This is a genomic window from Bradyrhizobium sp. F1.4.3, assembly GCF_040548375.1.
In the GTDB taxonomy this organism is placed as follows: domain Bacteria; phylum Pseudomonadota; class Alphaproteobacteria; order Rhizobiales; family Xanthobacteraceae; genus Bradyrhizobium.
In genome coordinates, this window is record NZ_JBEPRN010000024.1 from 1 (window position 1) to 13,770 (window position 13,770).

The window sequence follows — 13,770 nt, forward strand, 5'->3', positions numbered from 1 at the left end:
AAACGAGAGCTCATCGACGAACTCAGACCCGCCATTTACCGCGACAAGCAGCCCCACTCCGCTCCGAACGAGCAAAAGCGTCACAAGCTCTCAGGGTGACGGTTCGACAGCTTTGCGACAGGCAAAACCGTAAAGGTGTTTTGCCCGACGACACAAGCGATTTTCAATTTCGCGAAAACAACCCCATGCACAGTAGAACGGTCGTTGATTTCAAACACGAAATCGAAAGGGGGGCAAAACGGAGCACGCCCACCTCTTATGCAATCCCGACGAAGACGGTGGGCACGGCGCGTCGCGCCTTCGTCCACCCTTGTACAAGATCAACCCAACCTACGTGTCCGCGCGCACCGCCCTCATCTTGAGGAGACTGCGGAGCAGGCGTCTCGAAGGATGGCCGCCCGTTCGAGCAGGGCCTTCATGGTTCTAGACGCGCTTCGCGCTCCTCACCATGAGGATTTAGCTGCCTACTCCGCCGCGATCTGGCGCGGTGCGGGCGGTGGGCTGGCGAGGTCGGCGGCGAGCTGGGCGTAGCGGGCCTTGGCATCCGCGACCGCCTTCTCCTTCACCGGGCCGTAGCCGCGGATGCGGTCGGGCAGCGACAGCAATTCGACCGCGGTGTCGATCGTGAGCGGCGACAGCAGGCCGAGCACGGTGGCGACGTCCTTCTCGTAGCCGACGATCAGGTCGCGCTCGAGCTTGCGATCGGCGCTGCGGCCGAAGATGTCGAGCGGCGTGCCGCGCAGGAACTTGAATTTCGCCAGCACACGGAACGCCTTCAGCATCCACGGCCCGAAGGTGCGCTTCTTCGGGCGGCCGAGCGCATCGACGCCGCGGCTCAGGATCGGCGGGGCGAGATTGAAGTTGAACTTGAAGTCCCCCTCGAACTGGTCGCGGAGCTGCTGCTCGAAGGCGCCGTCGGTGAAGAGCCGCGCAACCTCGTACTCGTCCTTGTACGCAAGCAGTTTTGCGTAGTTGATCGCGACCGCGCGCGTGAGCGCCTCGTCATAACCGCCCTGCTTGGCGACGTCGCTGACCTGATCGACCAGCTTGCGATAGCGTTTTGCCAGGCGCCCGTTCTGATAGGCGGTGAGATGCTTGGCGCGATGCGCGATGACTTCGTCCAGCGTCATCGCGTCCAAGGTCTTGGGCGCAACCACTTCGTCCGTCCCCTTCAGCATGTCGGCGAGGCGGTTGGGATCGGCGACCGCGAGGCGGCCGAGGCGGAAGGCTTCCTTGTTCATCTTGATCGAGACGCCGTTGACCTCGATCGCCTGCTCGATCGCTTCCGCCGACAGGGGCAAAAGACCCTTCTGATACGCAAAACCCATCATCATCATGTTGGTGGCGATGCTGTCGCCGAGGAGCTGCTCGGCCGGCTTGGTGAAGTCGAAAAACACCGAGTCCTTGTGCAGCGCCGTCTCCAGCAACCCGTTCAGCTTGCGGGTCTGGAAGTTGAAGTCGCGGTTGAGGATGAAATCGGCGGTGGGAATGACGTGACTGTTGATGACACCGTGGGTGCGGCTGGAGTCGCAGAGCGTGATGGTGTCCTTGGCGACGGCGACCACCTCGTCGGCGGCAAGCACCAGATCCGCCGTGCCGGTGACGATGCGCGAGCAGGTCACCTCGGCGGGATGATCCGAGAGGCGGACGTGACTCAGCACCGCCCCGCCCTTTTGCGCGAGGCCTGACATGTCGAGGATCATCGACGCCTTGCCCTCGATATGCGCGGCCATGCCGAGCAGCGCGCCGATGGTGAGCACGCCGGTGCCGCCGACGCCGCCGACCGCGATGTTGTAGGGTTTTTCAAGTGTCGGCCGCGAAGCGGGCTCGGAAATAGCACCGATGTCACCGAGATCGGCCGGCGCGCGATGGCGCGGCTTGCCGCCGTCCACGGTGACGAAGGACGGGCAAAAACCCTTCACGCAGGAATAGTCCTTGTTGCAGGACGACTGGTTGATGGCACGCTTGCGGCCGAACTCGGTCTCCAGCGGTTCGACCGAGATGCAGTTCGACTGCACCGAGCAGTCGCCGCAGCCCTCGCAGACCGCGGGGTTGATCATGACGCGGCGCGCCGGGTCCTCCATCAGGCCGCGCTTGCGGCGGCGGCGCTTTTCGGCCGCGCAGGTCTGCACGAAGACGATGGCGGACGTGCCCTTGTACTCGCGGCACATCTTCATGACATTGTCGAGTTCGTCGCGGTGATACTTCTTCACGCCGGGCGCGATGGTGTCGGCCGGATAGGTGTCGGGGGCCTCCGAGACCAGGTAGATCTCGCGGATGCCCTCGGCGTGGAGCTGGAAGGTGATCTGCTGCGGCGAGAGATCGCCGTCATGGCGCTGGCCGCCGGTCATGGCCACCGCGTCGTTGTAGAGGATCTTGTAGGTGATGTTGGTTTTGGAGGCGACCGCCTGCCGGATCGCCAGAAGACCGGAGTGGAAGTAAGTGCCGTCGCCGAGATTGGCGAAGATGTGGTTCTCATTGGTGAAGGGCGCGATCCCGACCCACGGCACGCCCTCGCCGCCCATATGCGTGAATGTTTCGGTCGAGCGGTCCATCCACAGCGCCATGAAGTGACAGCCGATGCCGGCAAGCGCGCGGCTGCCTTCGGGGACTTTTGTGGATGTGTTGTGGGGACAGCCGGAGCAGAAATATGGGGTTCGGGAGACAGGCGCTGTCGCCTGCATTTGCGTGGCCTGGCGGCCGTTGAACCAGTCGGCCTTGACGCGGAGCATCTCCGCGATCTCGGGGTTGAGATTAAGTCGGAGAAGTCGCTCGGTGAGCGAGGTCGCCAGCGAGGCGACACTGAGCTCGGCGGAGAAGGTCAGGAAGCGCTTGTCGTGCTCGTCCATCTTGCCGACGATGCGCGGGCGAACGTCGTCGCGCCAGTTGAACAGCTCCTGCTTGACCTGGTTCTCGACGATCTCGCGACGTTCCTCGACGATGAATATCTCTTCGAGGCCGACCGCGAACTGACGCACGCCTTCCGGCTCCAACGGCCAGGGCATGCCGATCTTGTAAAGGCGGAGACCGATCTTGGCGGCCACCTCCTCGGTAACTCCGAGCTCGCGTAGCGCCTGGCGGACGTCCTCATAGCTCTTGCCCGACGCCATGATGCCGAAGCGTGCGTTCGGCGAATCCATGGTGATGCGGTTGACCTTGTTGGCGCGGGCAAAGGCGATCGCGGCAAAGCCCTTGTAGTCCTGGAGGCGGCGGTCCTGCTCAAAGCGGTCGTCGGGCCAGCGTAAATTGAGCCCGCCGGGCGGCAGCTCGAAATCGGTCGGGATGATGAAGGGCTTCATCTCGTCGGTCAGGTCGATCTCGGCGGTGGTCTCCACCGTCTCCGTGATCACCTTCATGCCGACCCAGCAGCCCGAGTAGCGCGACATCGCGATGCCGAGTAGGCCCATCTCGATCATTTCATGGATGCTGGACGGATAGAGATAGGGCATCAGCGCGGAGATGAAGGCGTGGTCGGACTGATGCGGAACGGTCGAGGATTTTGCGCCGTGGTCGTCGCCGGCCAGACACAGCACGCCGCCGTTCTTGGCGGAGCCGGCTGCATTGCCGTGGCGGAACACGTCGCCGCAGCGGTCGACGCCGGGGCCCTTGCCGTACCAGATGCCGACCACACCGTCGTATTTGGCGCCGGGCGAGAGGTTGAGCTGCTGCGAGCCCCAGACGGCGGTCGCCGCCAAATCCTCGTTCACGCCGGGCTGGAACTTGATGTTGTATTGCTCGAGATGCTTTCGGGCGGCGAAAAGCTGCTGGTCGTAGCCGCCGAGCGGCGAGCCGCGGTAGCCGGAGATGAAGCCCGCGGTGTTCAGCCCCGCGGCACGGTCGCGGCGAATCTGGGCCATGGGCAGGCGGACCAGCGCCTGAATGCCGGTCGTGAAAATATGGCCGGTGTCCTGGGTGTATTTTTGATCGAGACTGATCGGACCCTGGTTGATGCCCATTATGTCCTCTTCCGCCCTTTTGAGCGTTTGGCTGCTTAAGCCGTTGCCTGCCCGTTGTTTTTAGCTAGGGCGCGCCGACCATCTCCGCCACTCTATGTCGGATAATTAACGCTCCGCATCACAAATCTGGGCCTTCCACGGCGACGGGAAAAAAACGCAACTTCGTGGCCGGAAAGGCATCGAGCATTTTCAATTTGTGTCACTTTACCCCCGCTGTCGCGAAACGACGTGACGCCGCTATAATCCGGCTGTCGATCATTGGTCGCAGGAGCAGGCTCTCGATGCGGACGATTCTGGCTGTGGTGCTCTTGTGCAGTGCGGTTGCGGGTGCCGCCATGGCCGCCGAGCCGTCGCCGGAGCTGATCGCCTACGGCAAGTCGCTGGTCGAGGCTGGCGACTGCGCCGGCTGCCACACCGCCGATCCTGCAAAGCCGTTCGCGGGCGGAAAGCGCATCGACACGCCGTTCGGCGCGATCTATGCGCCGAATCTGACGCCGGACCGCGACACCGGCATCGGCGCCTGGACCGACGCCGATTTCACCCGCGCCGTGCGCTACGGCACCGCGCCGGACGGCTCGCTCTATTATCCGGCGTTCCCCTACCCCTACTTCACCCGAATGACCAAGGACGACACGCTGGCGATCCGCGCCTATCTCGGCACGGTCGCGCCGGTCGTGAGCCGCAACAAGCCGCCGGAGCTGCGCTGGCCGCTCGGCTATCGCGGCCTGATGCGGGCCTGGAACTATCTGTTCTTCAAACCCGGCCTGTTCGAGCCGGACCAGGGCAAGAGCGCGGCGTGGAATCGCGGCGGTTATCTCGTCACCGGGCTCGGACATTGCGGCGCCTGCCACACGCCGAAGAACTATTTTGGTGCGGACAAGACCGCGCAGGCGTTCTCCGGCAACGAGATCGGCGGCTGGTTCGCGCCGCGGCTCGATGGCGCCACACGGAGCGGCCTGCAGACGTGGAGCGTCGACGACATCGCCGAGTATCTGCAAAGCGGCCGCAACGCCAAGAGCCACGCCGGCGGGCCGATGGCCGAAATGATCGTCAATTCGACGTCGAAGATGAGCGATGCCGATGTACGCGCCATCGCGGCGTATCTGAAAAACCTGCCGCCGGTGCGGCGCGAGCCGAAGGTGACCCCGCCTGACGATGCCGAAATGAAAGCCGGCCAGGCCGTCTACGCGAAACTCTGCATCGCCTGCCATGAAGCCGACGGCTCCGGTGCACCGCGCATCTATCCACCATTGCCAGCGAACGCGCTGCTGCAATCGATCAACCCATCCTCCACCCTGCGGATCATCCTCGACGGCGCCCACACCGTGACGACGCCGCGCGCGCCCAACACCGGCGAGATGCCGGCCTATGCCAGGCAATTGTCGGACGAGCAGGTCGCGGCGGTGACGAACTACATCCGCAACTCCTGGGGCAATGCAGCGCCCTTGGTGACGCCGGCGCAGGTGGCGAAGGCGCGGAAGCAAGGATCCTAGCTCGGGGGCCCCGGGCGCTCATCGCCGGTGAAGTCGAATTTTGGCATTTCCCATTTGTAGTGTACCGCGAGCAGGCGAAGGCTGATACCGAGCACGAAGGTCAAAATGGTCCAGACTTGGGCGTTGATCTGAAGGCCGAACGCGGTCGCATAGAACAGGCCGGTCACAACCGAGACGGTGGCGTAGAGCTCTGAACGAAACAGCAGCGGCACAACGTTGCAGAGCACGTCACGCAAGACACCCCCGGCGCAGCCCGTCACCATGCCAGAGACGATGACGATCGGCAGCGAGGCATCCATCTGCCAGGCGACGTCGCAGCCCGTCATCGTGAACACGACAAGGCCGATCGCGTCGAGAACGATGAACGCGACCCTGAGCCGGTACACGAGGCGCGCGAAGATGATGGTGAGAAACGCCGCTCCGCCGCTCAGCACGAGGTAGATCGGCTTCTCAACCCAGACCAGCGGATAGTGCCCGAGCAGGAGGTCGCGCAGCGTGCCGCCGCCGAGCGCGGTGATGCAGCCGAGGAAGCAGACGCCGAGCCAGTCCATGTTGCGCCGGCCCGCGGCAAGGGCCGCCGACATCCCCTGCGCTGCAAGCGCAATGAGAGAGAGGTAATACAGCGCGCTATCGCTCGGCAGACTCCACATCGGCTTGGTTCCGTTCGTCCGCCAGCGGAACCTACGCCCGCAGTTCCCCGCTGAACAGGTTCCCGATTCCCGGCGCGAGGGCAACATGCGACGAAAGCATAAAGGAGGCGGAACAGAATCTCGCATCTCCGGGTTGTCTCATCGCAATAATCGAGGAGATCAAATCGATGGCAGACGACCGTTTTCCGAACGATCCGTATCGCCCGAATCTCGCCGACGATGAGTACCTTCGCGCGGCGCGGCGGGATGCCGACCTTCAGGCCGATCCCGAGCTTGGCGAGGGCCCGGCCTCCAGCGGCAAAATCGCGCTGTTTGCCGTGGCCGTCGCCCTGGTGCTGGGCGCCGTGTTCTATGGCTTGAACAATACGAGTACCAGTAACCAGGCGAGCAACGCGCCGGCAAATCAGACCGCACAGCAGACGCCGCCAACCAACCCGGCCGCGCCTCCCGGCATGCGTGACGTGACCCCGCGCAACAACACCGGGCCCGGCGTGACCACGGGTGCGGCGCCGAGCAAGCCGGCCCCGGATACGCAGGCACCGTCTGACGGCGCCAAGTAACAGCAATCAACGATACGCGAGAGCGGCGGGATATTTGTCTCGCCGCTTTTCGTATGCTCCTATTGTTTGAGCACGATCCTTCCGGAAAACCGCTGCACAGTTTTCCGGATCATGCTTTAGCTGAACATCTTGTTGAGTTCGCCACCGGGATAGCCGGTCGCGAGCTCGGCAAACGTCCCCTTCTCCGCCATCTCTTTCGCGGCGCGCATAAAGCCTCCCCATGCTGCGCGCGCGAGCGAGCCGCCGACGCTGATCCGGCGCACGCCGAGATCGGCGGCTTCCTGCAACGACAGCCCGGAACCACCGATCAGAAGATTGAACGATTTTGGATGCACCGCCTTCACCACCGCCGCGATGTCCTCGCGTGTCTTCAGGCCCGGCGCGTAAAGACAATCAGCGCCAGCGTCCGCGTAGGCCGTGAGGCGGTCGATGACGAGCTTGAGATCGGTCACGCCCCACAAAAACGCCTCGCAGCGGCCGACCAGCAGCGTGCCGCTGTCGCCGATCGCCTTGCGCGAGGCCTTGATGCGCTCGACCGCGAGCGCGCGGTCGTAGATCGGCTTGTCCTTGTCGCCGGTGGAATCCTCGATCGAGAGGCCGGCGACGCCTGTGCGCACGCCACGCTCGACATTTTCCGCGACCTTGTCCGGCTCGACGGCAAAACCACCCTCGAAATCGGCGTTCACGGGAATGTCGACGGCCGAGCTCAATGCTGCCAGATGCTGACAGACGTCGTCGACCGTGACGCGGTTGTCGGCCTTGCCGATGGTCCAGGCAAAGCCGGCACTGGATGACGCAAGTGCCTTGAAACCGAGATGCTGCAACGCCTTGGCGCTGCCGATGTCGACCGGATTGGGCAAGATGAAGCAGCCGCTCTCGTGCATCTTCTTGAAGGTCGCGCGCTTGTCCGCGGTGGTGACCTGCATGTTTCTCTCCCTGATGTTGGTGGCGCAGACATAGGCACGCTCCTGGGGCAGCGCCAGTGCGCGCCCGAGCGCGCTAGCGCGCGTCGTGCACGGCGCGGCTGTCCTTCGGTGCCTGCTCGCGATCGTTCATGCCGTAGTCGCGGATGACGCTGGCAATGCGCAGATGGTAGTCGGCAAAAATGTTGGCCCGGCCCTTGGCCTGGGTGTGCCGGTGCTCCATCGTGTTGCGCCAGGCCGCAACGGCCGCCTCGTCGCGCCAGAAGGACAACGACAACACCTTGCCCTTCTCGGTCAGGCTTTCAAAGCGCTCGACCGAGATGAAGCCGTCGATGGTTTGCAGGATCGGCCTCAGATCGGCCGCGAGGTCGAAATAATCCTGGCGGTGTTCCGGCTTGGGCCAGACCTCGAAGATCACGGCGATCATGGGCGTCTCCTGGAGTTGGTGGCCTACAATATCACCTTGCGCAGAAACGTGCGCTCCTCCGCGAGGATGAACTTGTTGTCCTCGGCAAAATGGAAGTTCGCCATTCCTTCCGTATCCTGGCGCAGCCGCGTGCGATAGGCCTCGTAGGCAGCGAGGCTCTCGAAGGTGATCAGCGCAAACGCGATGTTGTTGGTGCCCTCATGCGGCATGAAATAGCCGATCAGGTCGCCGCCGCATTTCGGGATGATGGTGAGCCAGCGTTTCGAATATTCCTCGAACTGCGCGCGCTTGAACGGATCGAGCTGGTAGCGGATGAAGACGGTGACGGACATGATGGGCTCCTGATTTTTCTCGCTGCGACAAGCGAAGCAACACCGTCGCCGCGGAAGCACTCTGGATTGCTTCGCTTCGCTCGCAATGACGTGTTTGTGGCAAGAGCCTACACGCTTGCCCGGCCGCAATGCTTCGGCTATCATCGAAGCATGAAATCAGGACCCGACATCGCCATGATCGCTTCGCTGGTCGGCGACCCCGCCCGCGCCAACATGCTCACGGCACTGATGAACGGCCGCGCGCTCACCGCAAGTGAGCTCGCGCAGGAGGCCGGCATCACGCCGCAGACCGCGAGCTCGCATCTCTCCAAGCTCGAGGCCGGCGGACTGGTCGAGCCGGAGAAGCAGGGCCGCCACCGCTACTACCGCCTCACCGACGATGACGTCGCCGGTGTTCTCGAAGGCCTTGCGGGCCTCGCAGCGCGCACCGGCCACATGCGCGTGCGCACCGGGCCGAAGGATCCGGCGCTGCGGCGCGCGCGGATCTGCTACGACCATCTCGCCGGCGATCTCGGTGTGCAGATGCTCGATAGCTTGCGCGAACGGCGCCTGGTCAAGCAGAAGAAGCAGGAAATCGAGCTGACGCCGGAGGGCGAGCGTTTTCTTGCCAAGCATTTGCAGATTTCGTCGGACATGCTCGCCCATCCGCGCCGCCCCGTTTGCAAGGCGTGCCTCGACTGGAGCGAGCGGCGCCACCATCTCGCCGGCACGCTGGGTGCAGCCATGATGCAACGCTTTGCCGAGCTCAAATGGGCCGCGCGCGACGCCACCCCCGGCAGCCGCGTGGTGAATTTTACCCGCACCGGCGAAAAGCAGTTTGCCGCGCTGTTCGGCAACGGGCAGGACTAAACACAACTGCGTGTGAATGACGACACTGGTCATGGCCGGGCTTGACCCGGCCATCCACGTCTTTAATGCGGCTCGCACGTGGATGCCCGGGACATCTGCGCGAAGACGCGCTTCGCGCTTTTGCCCGGGCATGACGGAGATGGAGATTGTGTCTCCCGATATCACTCCAACGAGAGCCTTCAATGATCCGCATCTTCCCGGCAATGCTTGCTGCCGCCCTCCTCGCCGCCCCGCTCACCTCTACCCGCGCCGCCGAGACCGCGCCGCGCGAACCCTACGGCATCGCGCTCGAAGGCTTTGCCTATCCCTATCCCGTACACCTGCTGCCGGTCGTCAATGACGGCGAGCAGCTCAGCATGGCCTATATGGACGTGGCACCAGTTCAGCCGAACGGCCGCACCGTGGTGCTGCTGCACGGGCGCAATTTCCCGTCGAGCTACTGGGCGCCGGTGATCAAGATGCTGAGCGAAGCCGGTTTTCGCGTCGTGGTGCCGGACCAGATCGGCTTCGGCAAATCCTCCAAGCCGACTGGCGAATTGCACTTCGACACGCTGGCGCGCAACACCGTCGCGCTGCTCGATCACTTAGAGATCAACAAGGCCGAGATCGTCGCGCATTCGCTCGGCGGCATGTTGGGGGTGCGCATTGCCCGCGCCTATCCGGATCGCGTCGCCCATCTCGTGCTGACCGCGCCGATCGGGCTCGAGGACTACCGCCTCTATGTGCCGCCGACGCCGACCGAGAAGATCATCGAGACCGAGGACAAGCTGACGGCCGACGGCTACCGCAAGCAGCTCCAGACCAACTACGCGATCAAGCTGCCGCCGGATCAGATCACGCCGTTCATCGATGCCCGCTTCAACATCAAGGGCAGCCCGGACTATCCGCGCTGGCTGCGCGCCTTCGTCAGCTCCGGCCAGATGATCTACCGCGAGCCGGTGGCGCACGAGGTTGTGCTGATCACCGAGCCGACGCTGTTCATCATGGGTGCCGACGACCACAACGCGCCGGGCCGGCCGAACGCGCCGGAAGCTCTGCGCGCAAAAATGGGGCAGAACGCCGAGCTCGCGAAGCAGCTTGCCGCGAAGATGCCGAATGCGCGGGCGGAGGTTATTCCGGACACCGGGCACCTCGTCTTCCTGGAGGCGCCGGCGAAGTACAGGGAGCTGGTGCTGGGCTTTCTCGGCCGCTAGCGCCATCGCTGTCGCCTGAAGCCGGATGCAGGCAGCGTTCATGCCGTATTCAGGTCATGATTGGCAGGTTTGGGTCGCGACGTGTCGGCACGTGTCTTCCCCAAATTTAACGTGTCGAATCGTGTCTTTTGATTCATTGTGCGCCGCAAGCGCCCTGCCCCGAAGACCTGCCCCCAAGACCTGCCCCCAAGGACGAGAAGGAAGACCATAATGAAATATCTGTTCGCAGCTGTCGTGCTCGCCAGCACGGTCGTCGGCTTCAGCGAGATGGCCAGCGCCGCTGGCGGCTGTGGCCCCGGCTGGTACCGCGGCCCGTATGGCGGCTGCCGCCGCGGCGCCGTCGTCGTGGCCCCCGGCCCGGTCGTGGTTGCCCCGGCGCCGGTCGTCGTCGTGCCGCGCGCCCGTGTTTGCCCGTATGGCTTCCGCTGGTGGGGTGGCCGCTGCCGCCCGGTCTGATCTTTTTGCACTGCAAAGTGGCCGCGCAGCATCAGCCTGCGCGGCCATTTTCTTTCTCGGCGTGAGACGGCAAAAAAAGGGGATCGCAATTGCGATCCCCTTTTTCGTTGCGAACGCTGTTACCAGCGGCGCCAGTGCCGGCGGTGCCAATGCCGATGGTGCCAGCCCCAATGGCGGTGATGCCAGCCGCGGTGCCAGCGGACTTGTTCCGGCTTCATCGCGGCGATTTCCTCGCTGCTGGCGACCGCCGGACGGATATCGGCGTTGACGCCGGGCACACCATCGATCGGCTGCGGCGATAGCGGCGCGGCCTGCGCGGCGGCGGTGAACGCGGCCGCGCCGGCTGCGGCACCGATGGCGAGTCTCAGAAAATTGCGGCGTTCCATGACATCTTCCTCTTGGGCAGGCATTGCATGATGCGGAGCGAAGTGTCGCGGTCACGACATGAACTGCGGCTGAATCGCACGTTCAGGTTCATTGCAACGGTGACAGGGAGAGCGCGTAGCCCGGCTACTTGGCAAATTCCTGCGCCAGCACCAGCGTCTCGCGCGTGCGCTTCACCTCGGGCCAGTCGCGGTTGAAATCGGCGACGAGCTGCTTCAGTGCATCGCCCTTCAGCATCGCCGCGAGCTTGGCCTCGTCATCAAACTGATACATCGCCTGATGCAGCGAGGGATCGTCCTGGCTCCAGAACCGCCAGGCTTTGCTCACGCCGAACGCCTTCACCGCGTCGGGCACGTGTTCGGTCTCGTACCATTTGTCGAAGGCGGCGCGCTTGCCGGGATCTGACACGGTGGCGCGGACGACGAAGAAGGCAGCGGGCATTGGGTGTCCTCCTGTTGTTTGGCGCCAACATAGCCGGTTATAGTGCCGGCAACAAAAACCAGCGCGACGGAACATCCGGATCGCGAGAGATCAGGGAAGGAACGGCCATGCGCAGGATCATCACGGGCCTCATTGCGATCGCCTCGCTGTGGCCCCTCGCCTTGCGCGCCGAGATCGTCCGCTTCGACATTCTGGAGCGCGTGCCGGCCTTCGCCGGCCGCAGCTTTGGCAATGTCGGCAGCTATGAGCGCATCACCGCGCGCGCGACTATCGCGCTCAACCCGTCCGACGACCGCAACGCCGTCATCACCGATCTCGCGCTCGCGCCGCGCAACGCCGATGGCAAGGTCGAGGCCACCGCCGACGTCGTGATCCTGCGACCCACCGATCCCAGTCACGGCAACGGCACGTTGCTGCTGGAGGTGCCCAATCGCGGCAGAAAACTCGCGCCGCAACTGTTCGACGATTCCGCCCAGCCCGGCGCCAACAATGCGCAGACAGCCGAGGACGCCGGCATCGGTTTCCTGCACCGCCAGGGTTTTACGATGGCGTGGGTCGGCTGGCAGGGCGACATCCCCTCCAAGCCGGGACAGCTCGCGATGACGGCGCCGGTGCTGAAGGGCGTCACTGGACCGGCGCGCGAAGAATTCGTCTTTGACAACACCACAAACCCCGCGCGCGCGACGCTGAGCTGGCCCGCTGCGGACGCCGCCAATCTCAACATCACCGTGCGCGCCGCCTGGGCCGATGCGCGGCAGACGCCGTCCGGCCTCTCGGCAAAACTCGTCGATCCCACGACGGTGGAGATCACCCGGCCCGACGGCCTTGACGCCGGCGCGCTCTACGAGATCACCTACACCGCGCGCGATCCGGTGCCGCTGGGCATGGGCTATGCGGCCGTGCGCGATGTCGTCAGCTTCCTCCGCCACGATGAGACGCAAGCGAACCCGTTGCTCAGCGGCCTGCATCCACAGGTCAGCCGCGCCATCGGCTTCGGCGTCTCGCAATCCGGCCGCTTCCTGCGCGACTACCTCTATCTCGGCTTCAACGAAGACCTCTCGGGCCGCATGGTGTTCGACGGCCTGATGCCGCATGTCGCCGGCACGCGTCGGATGGCGACCAATGTCCGCTTCGGTCAGCCCGGCCGCAACCCGCGCCATCCGCAGGATCCGGCGTGGCAGGCCGATCTTTTCCCCTTCACCTATGCAACGCTCAGCGATCCCTTCTCCGGCAAGACCGACGGCCTGTTGCGGCGCTGTTCGCTCTCGGTCACCTGCCCCAAGGTGATGCAGACCGATAGCGAGCACGAATGGTGGGCCTCGCACGCCTCACTGCTGGTGACCGATCTTGCCGGCAACCATCTCGACCTCCCCGATAACGTCCGTGCCTACATGATCGCGGGCACGCCGCATTTCGCGGAAGCCGCCGACGTCATGCGCAAGGGCGTGCCCGCGATGTCGCTGCCGCAGAACCCGATGCATGCCGGCGGGCCTATGCGCGCGCTGCTCACCGACCTCAACGCCTGGATCAGCGACGGCACAAAGCCACCCGCAAGCCGCGTCCCCATGCGTGCCCACGGCACGCTGGTCGCAGCACAAGGTGCCGTGCCGACCGATATCCCCGGCCTGCCCTACGCCGGCATCCACACGCTCGCCGCCTTCTCCGACCAGAGCATACTGCCGCCCAAGGAGATCGGCCGCTATCCCGTGTTCGTGCCGAAGGCGGACGACGACGGCATGGCCATTGCGGGCATTCGCCAGCTCGCGCTCGCCGTGCCGCGCGCAACGTACACGGCATGGAATCCCCGCGCACAGGGATTTGGGCCGACGGCGCTCTATCCGCTGCAAGGCGCGGTGGTGCCATTCGCCCCGACTGAGGCCGCGCGGAAGGAAGTGCACGACCCGCGGCTGTCGATCGCGGAGCGATATGCGGACGATGGAGCGTATGTGGCCGCGGTGCGGCGTGAGGCGGCGCGGCAGGTGGCGGAGCGGATTTTGCTGCCGGAGGATGCGGAGCGCGCGGTTGAGGCGGCGAAGCAAGGCAAGCTTGCAAAACTGGGACAGTGACGAAAAACTTCTCTGCACTGTCGGAACGCGCGCCCTTCGC

The 13,770-nt window shown here is 64.5% G+C and carries 13 protein-coding genes; 6 read left to right on the top strand and 7 right to left on the bottom strand.

Annotated features, from left to right (window positions below; genetic code table 11):
* Positions 1-464: 464 nt before the first annotated feature.
* Positions 465-3,956, bottom strand: coding sequence for an indolepyruvate ferredoxin oxidoreductase family protein (locus ABIB73_RS34640; protein ID WP_354231646.1), 3,492 nt, complete (start codon positions 3,954-3,956; stop codon positions 465-467).
* 281 nt (positions 3,957-4,237) lie between these two features.
* Between ABIB73_RS34640 and ABIB73_RS34645 the strand changes: the two genes are divergently transcribed.
* Positions 4,238-5,449 (top strand): c-type cytochrome, encoded by a 1,212-nt coding sequence (locus ABIB73_RS34645; protein ID WP_354231648.1) that lies wholly within the window; start codon positions 4,238-4,240, stop codon positions 5,447-5,449.
* Here the strand turns inward: ABIB73_RS34645 and ABIB73_RS34650 are convergent.
* Complete coding sequence (locus ABIB73_RS34650) at positions 5,446-6,099, bottom strand: trimeric intracellular cation channel family protein (protein ID WP_354231650.1); 654 nt, start codon at positions 6,097-6,099, stop codon at positions 5,446-5,448. The genes ABIB73_RS34645 and ABIB73_RS34650 overlap by 4 nt on opposite strands.
* A 167-nt stretch (positions 6,100-6,266) precedes the next feature.
* Here ABIB73_RS34650 and ABIB73_RS34655 point away from each other — a divergent pair, with 167 nt between their 5' ends.
* Entirely contained in the window at positions 6,267-6,659 is a 393-nt protein-coding gene (locus tag ABIB73_RS34655) for a hypothetical protein (RefSeq protein WP_354231652.1), read from the top strand.
* Between the two features lie 116 nt (positions 6,660-6,775).
* On the opposite strand, the gene ABIB73_RS34660 is transcribed toward ABIB73_RS34655, so the two are convergent.
* The 3 genes from ABIB73_RS34660 to ABIB73_RS34670 form a co-directional block, all read right to left on the bottom strand.
* Entirely contained in the window at positions 6,776-7,585 is an 810-nt protein-coding gene (locus tag ABIB73_RS34660) for an isocitrate lyase/PEP mutase family protein (protein WP_354231654.1), read from the bottom strand.
* 73 nt (positions 7,586-7,658) lie between these two features.
* Positions 7,659-8,009, bottom strand: a complete 351-nt coding sequence (locus ABIB73_RS34665; RefSeq protein ID WP_354231656.1) for an antibiotic biosynthesis monooxygenase family protein — start codon at positions 8,007-8,009, stop codon at positions 7,659-7,661.
* Between the two features lie 23 nt (positions 8,010-8,032).
* Positions 8,033-8,341, bottom strand: a complete 309-nt coding sequence (locus ABIB73_RS34670; protein ID WP_354231658.1) for an NIPSNAP family protein — start codon at positions 8,339-8,341, stop codon at positions 8,033-8,035.
* 150 nt (positions 8,342-8,491) lie between these two features.
* Here ABIB73_RS34670 and ABIB73_RS34675 point away from each other — a divergent pair, with 150 nt between their 5' ends.
* From ABIB73_RS34675 to ABIB73_RS34685, 3 genes are all read left to right on the top strand, one after another.
* Complete coding sequence (locus tag ABIB73_RS34675) at positions 8,492-9,190, top strand: metalloregulator ArsR/SmtB family transcription factor (protein ID WP_354231660.1); 699 nt, start codon at positions 8,492-8,494, stop codon at positions 9,188-9,190.
* A 182-nt stretch (positions 9,191-9,372) separates the two neighbouring features.
* Positions 9,373-10,383: an alpha/beta fold hydrolase gene (locus tag ABIB73_RS34680; protein ID WP_354231662.1), complete on the top strand. Its 1,011-nt coding sequence runs from the start codon at positions 9,373-9,375 to the stop codon at positions 10,381-10,383.
* 210 nt (positions 10,384-10,593) lie between these two features.
* On the top strand, positions 10,594-10,839 hold the full coding sequence (locus tag ABIB73_RS34685) for a GCG_CRPN prefix-to-repeats domain-containing protein (RefSeq protein WP_354231663.1): 246 nt from the start codon (positions 10,594-10,596) through the stop codon (positions 10,837-10,839).
* Between the two features lie 119 nt (positions 10,840-10,958).
* Here ABIB73_RS34685 and ABIB73_RS34690 read toward each other — a convergent pair whose 3' ends face one another.
* Positions 10,959-11,225, bottom strand: coding sequence for a twin-arginine translocation signal domain-containing protein (locus tag ABIB73_RS34690; RefSeq protein ID WP_354231667.1), 267 nt, complete (start codon positions 11,223-11,225; stop codon positions 10,959-10,961).
* Between the two features lie 124 nt (positions 11,226-11,349).
* Positions 11,350-11,664, bottom strand: coding sequence for a hypothetical protein (locus ABIB73_RS34695; protein WP_354231669.1), 315 nt, complete (start codon positions 11,662-11,664; stop codon positions 11,350-11,352).
* A gap of 107 nt (positions 11,665-11,771) precedes the next feature.
* Between ABIB73_RS34695 and ABIB73_RS34700 the strand changes: the two genes are divergently transcribed.
* Positions 11,772-13,730 carry an alpha/beta hydrolase domain-containing protein gene (locus ABIB73_RS34700; protein ID WP_354231671.1) on the top strand — a complete coding sequence of 653 codons (1,959 nt, stop codon included), beginning with the start codon at positions 11,772-11,774 and terminating at the stop codon, positions 13,728-13,730.
* Positions 13,731-13,770 lie beyond the last annotated feature (40 nt).

Excerpts from the sequence above, each read along its gene's own strand:
- ABIB73_RS34640 (WP_354231646.1), bottom strand. The coding sequence starts at position 3,956 with ATGGGCATCAACCAGGGTCCGATCAGTCTCGATCAAAAATACACCCAG.
- ABIB73_RS34645 (WP_354231648.1), top strand. The coding sequence starts at position 4,238 with ATGCGGACGATTCTGGCTGTGGTGCTCTTGTGCAGTGCGGTTGCGGGT.
- ABIB73_RS34650 (WP_354231650.1), bottom strand. The coding sequence starts at position 6,099 with ATGTGGAGTCTGCCGAGCGATAGCGCGCTGTATTACCTCTCTCTCATT.
- ABIB73_RS34655 (WP_354231652.1), top strand. The coding sequence starts at position 6,267 with ATGGCAGACGACCGTTTTCCGAACGATCCGTATCGCCCGAATCTCGCC.
- ABIB73_RS34660 (WP_354231654.1), bottom strand. The coding sequence starts at position 7,585 with ATGCAGGTCACCACCGCGGACAAGCGCGCGACCTTCAAGAAGATGCAC.
- ABIB73_RS34665 (WP_354231656.1), bottom strand. The coding sequence starts at position 8,009 with ATGATCGCCGTGATCTTCGAGGTCTGGCCCAAGCCGGAACACCGCCAG.
- ABIB73_RS34670 (WP_354231658.1), bottom strand. The coding sequence starts at position 8,341 with ATGTCCGTCACCGTCTTCATCCGCTACCAGCTCGATCCGTTCAAGCGC.
- ABIB73_RS34675 (WP_354231660.1), top strand. The coding sequence starts at position 8,492 with ATGAAATCAGGACCCGACATCGCCATGATCGCTTCGCTGGTCGGCGAC.
- ABIB73_RS34680 (WP_354231662.1), top strand. The coding sequence starts at position 9,373 with ATGATCCGCATCTTCCCGGCAATGCTTGCTGCCGCCCTCCTCGCCGCC.
- ABIB73_RS34685 (WP_354231663.1), top strand. The coding sequence starts at position 10,594 with ATGAAATATCTGTTCGCAGCTGTCGTGCTCGCCAGCACGGTCGTCGGC.
- ABIB73_RS34690 (WP_354231667.1), bottom strand. The coding sequence starts at position 11,225 with ATGGAACGCCGCAATTTTCTGAGACTCGCCATCGGTGCCGCAGCCGGC.
- ABIB73_RS34695 (WP_354231669.1), bottom strand. The coding sequence starts at position 11,664 with ATGCCCGCTGCCTTCTTCGTCGTCCGCGCCACCGTGTCAGATCCCGGC.
- ABIB73_RS34700 (WP_354231671.1), top strand. The coding sequence starts at position 11,772 with ATGCGCAGGATCATCACGGGCCTCATTGCGATCGCCTCGCTGTGGCCC.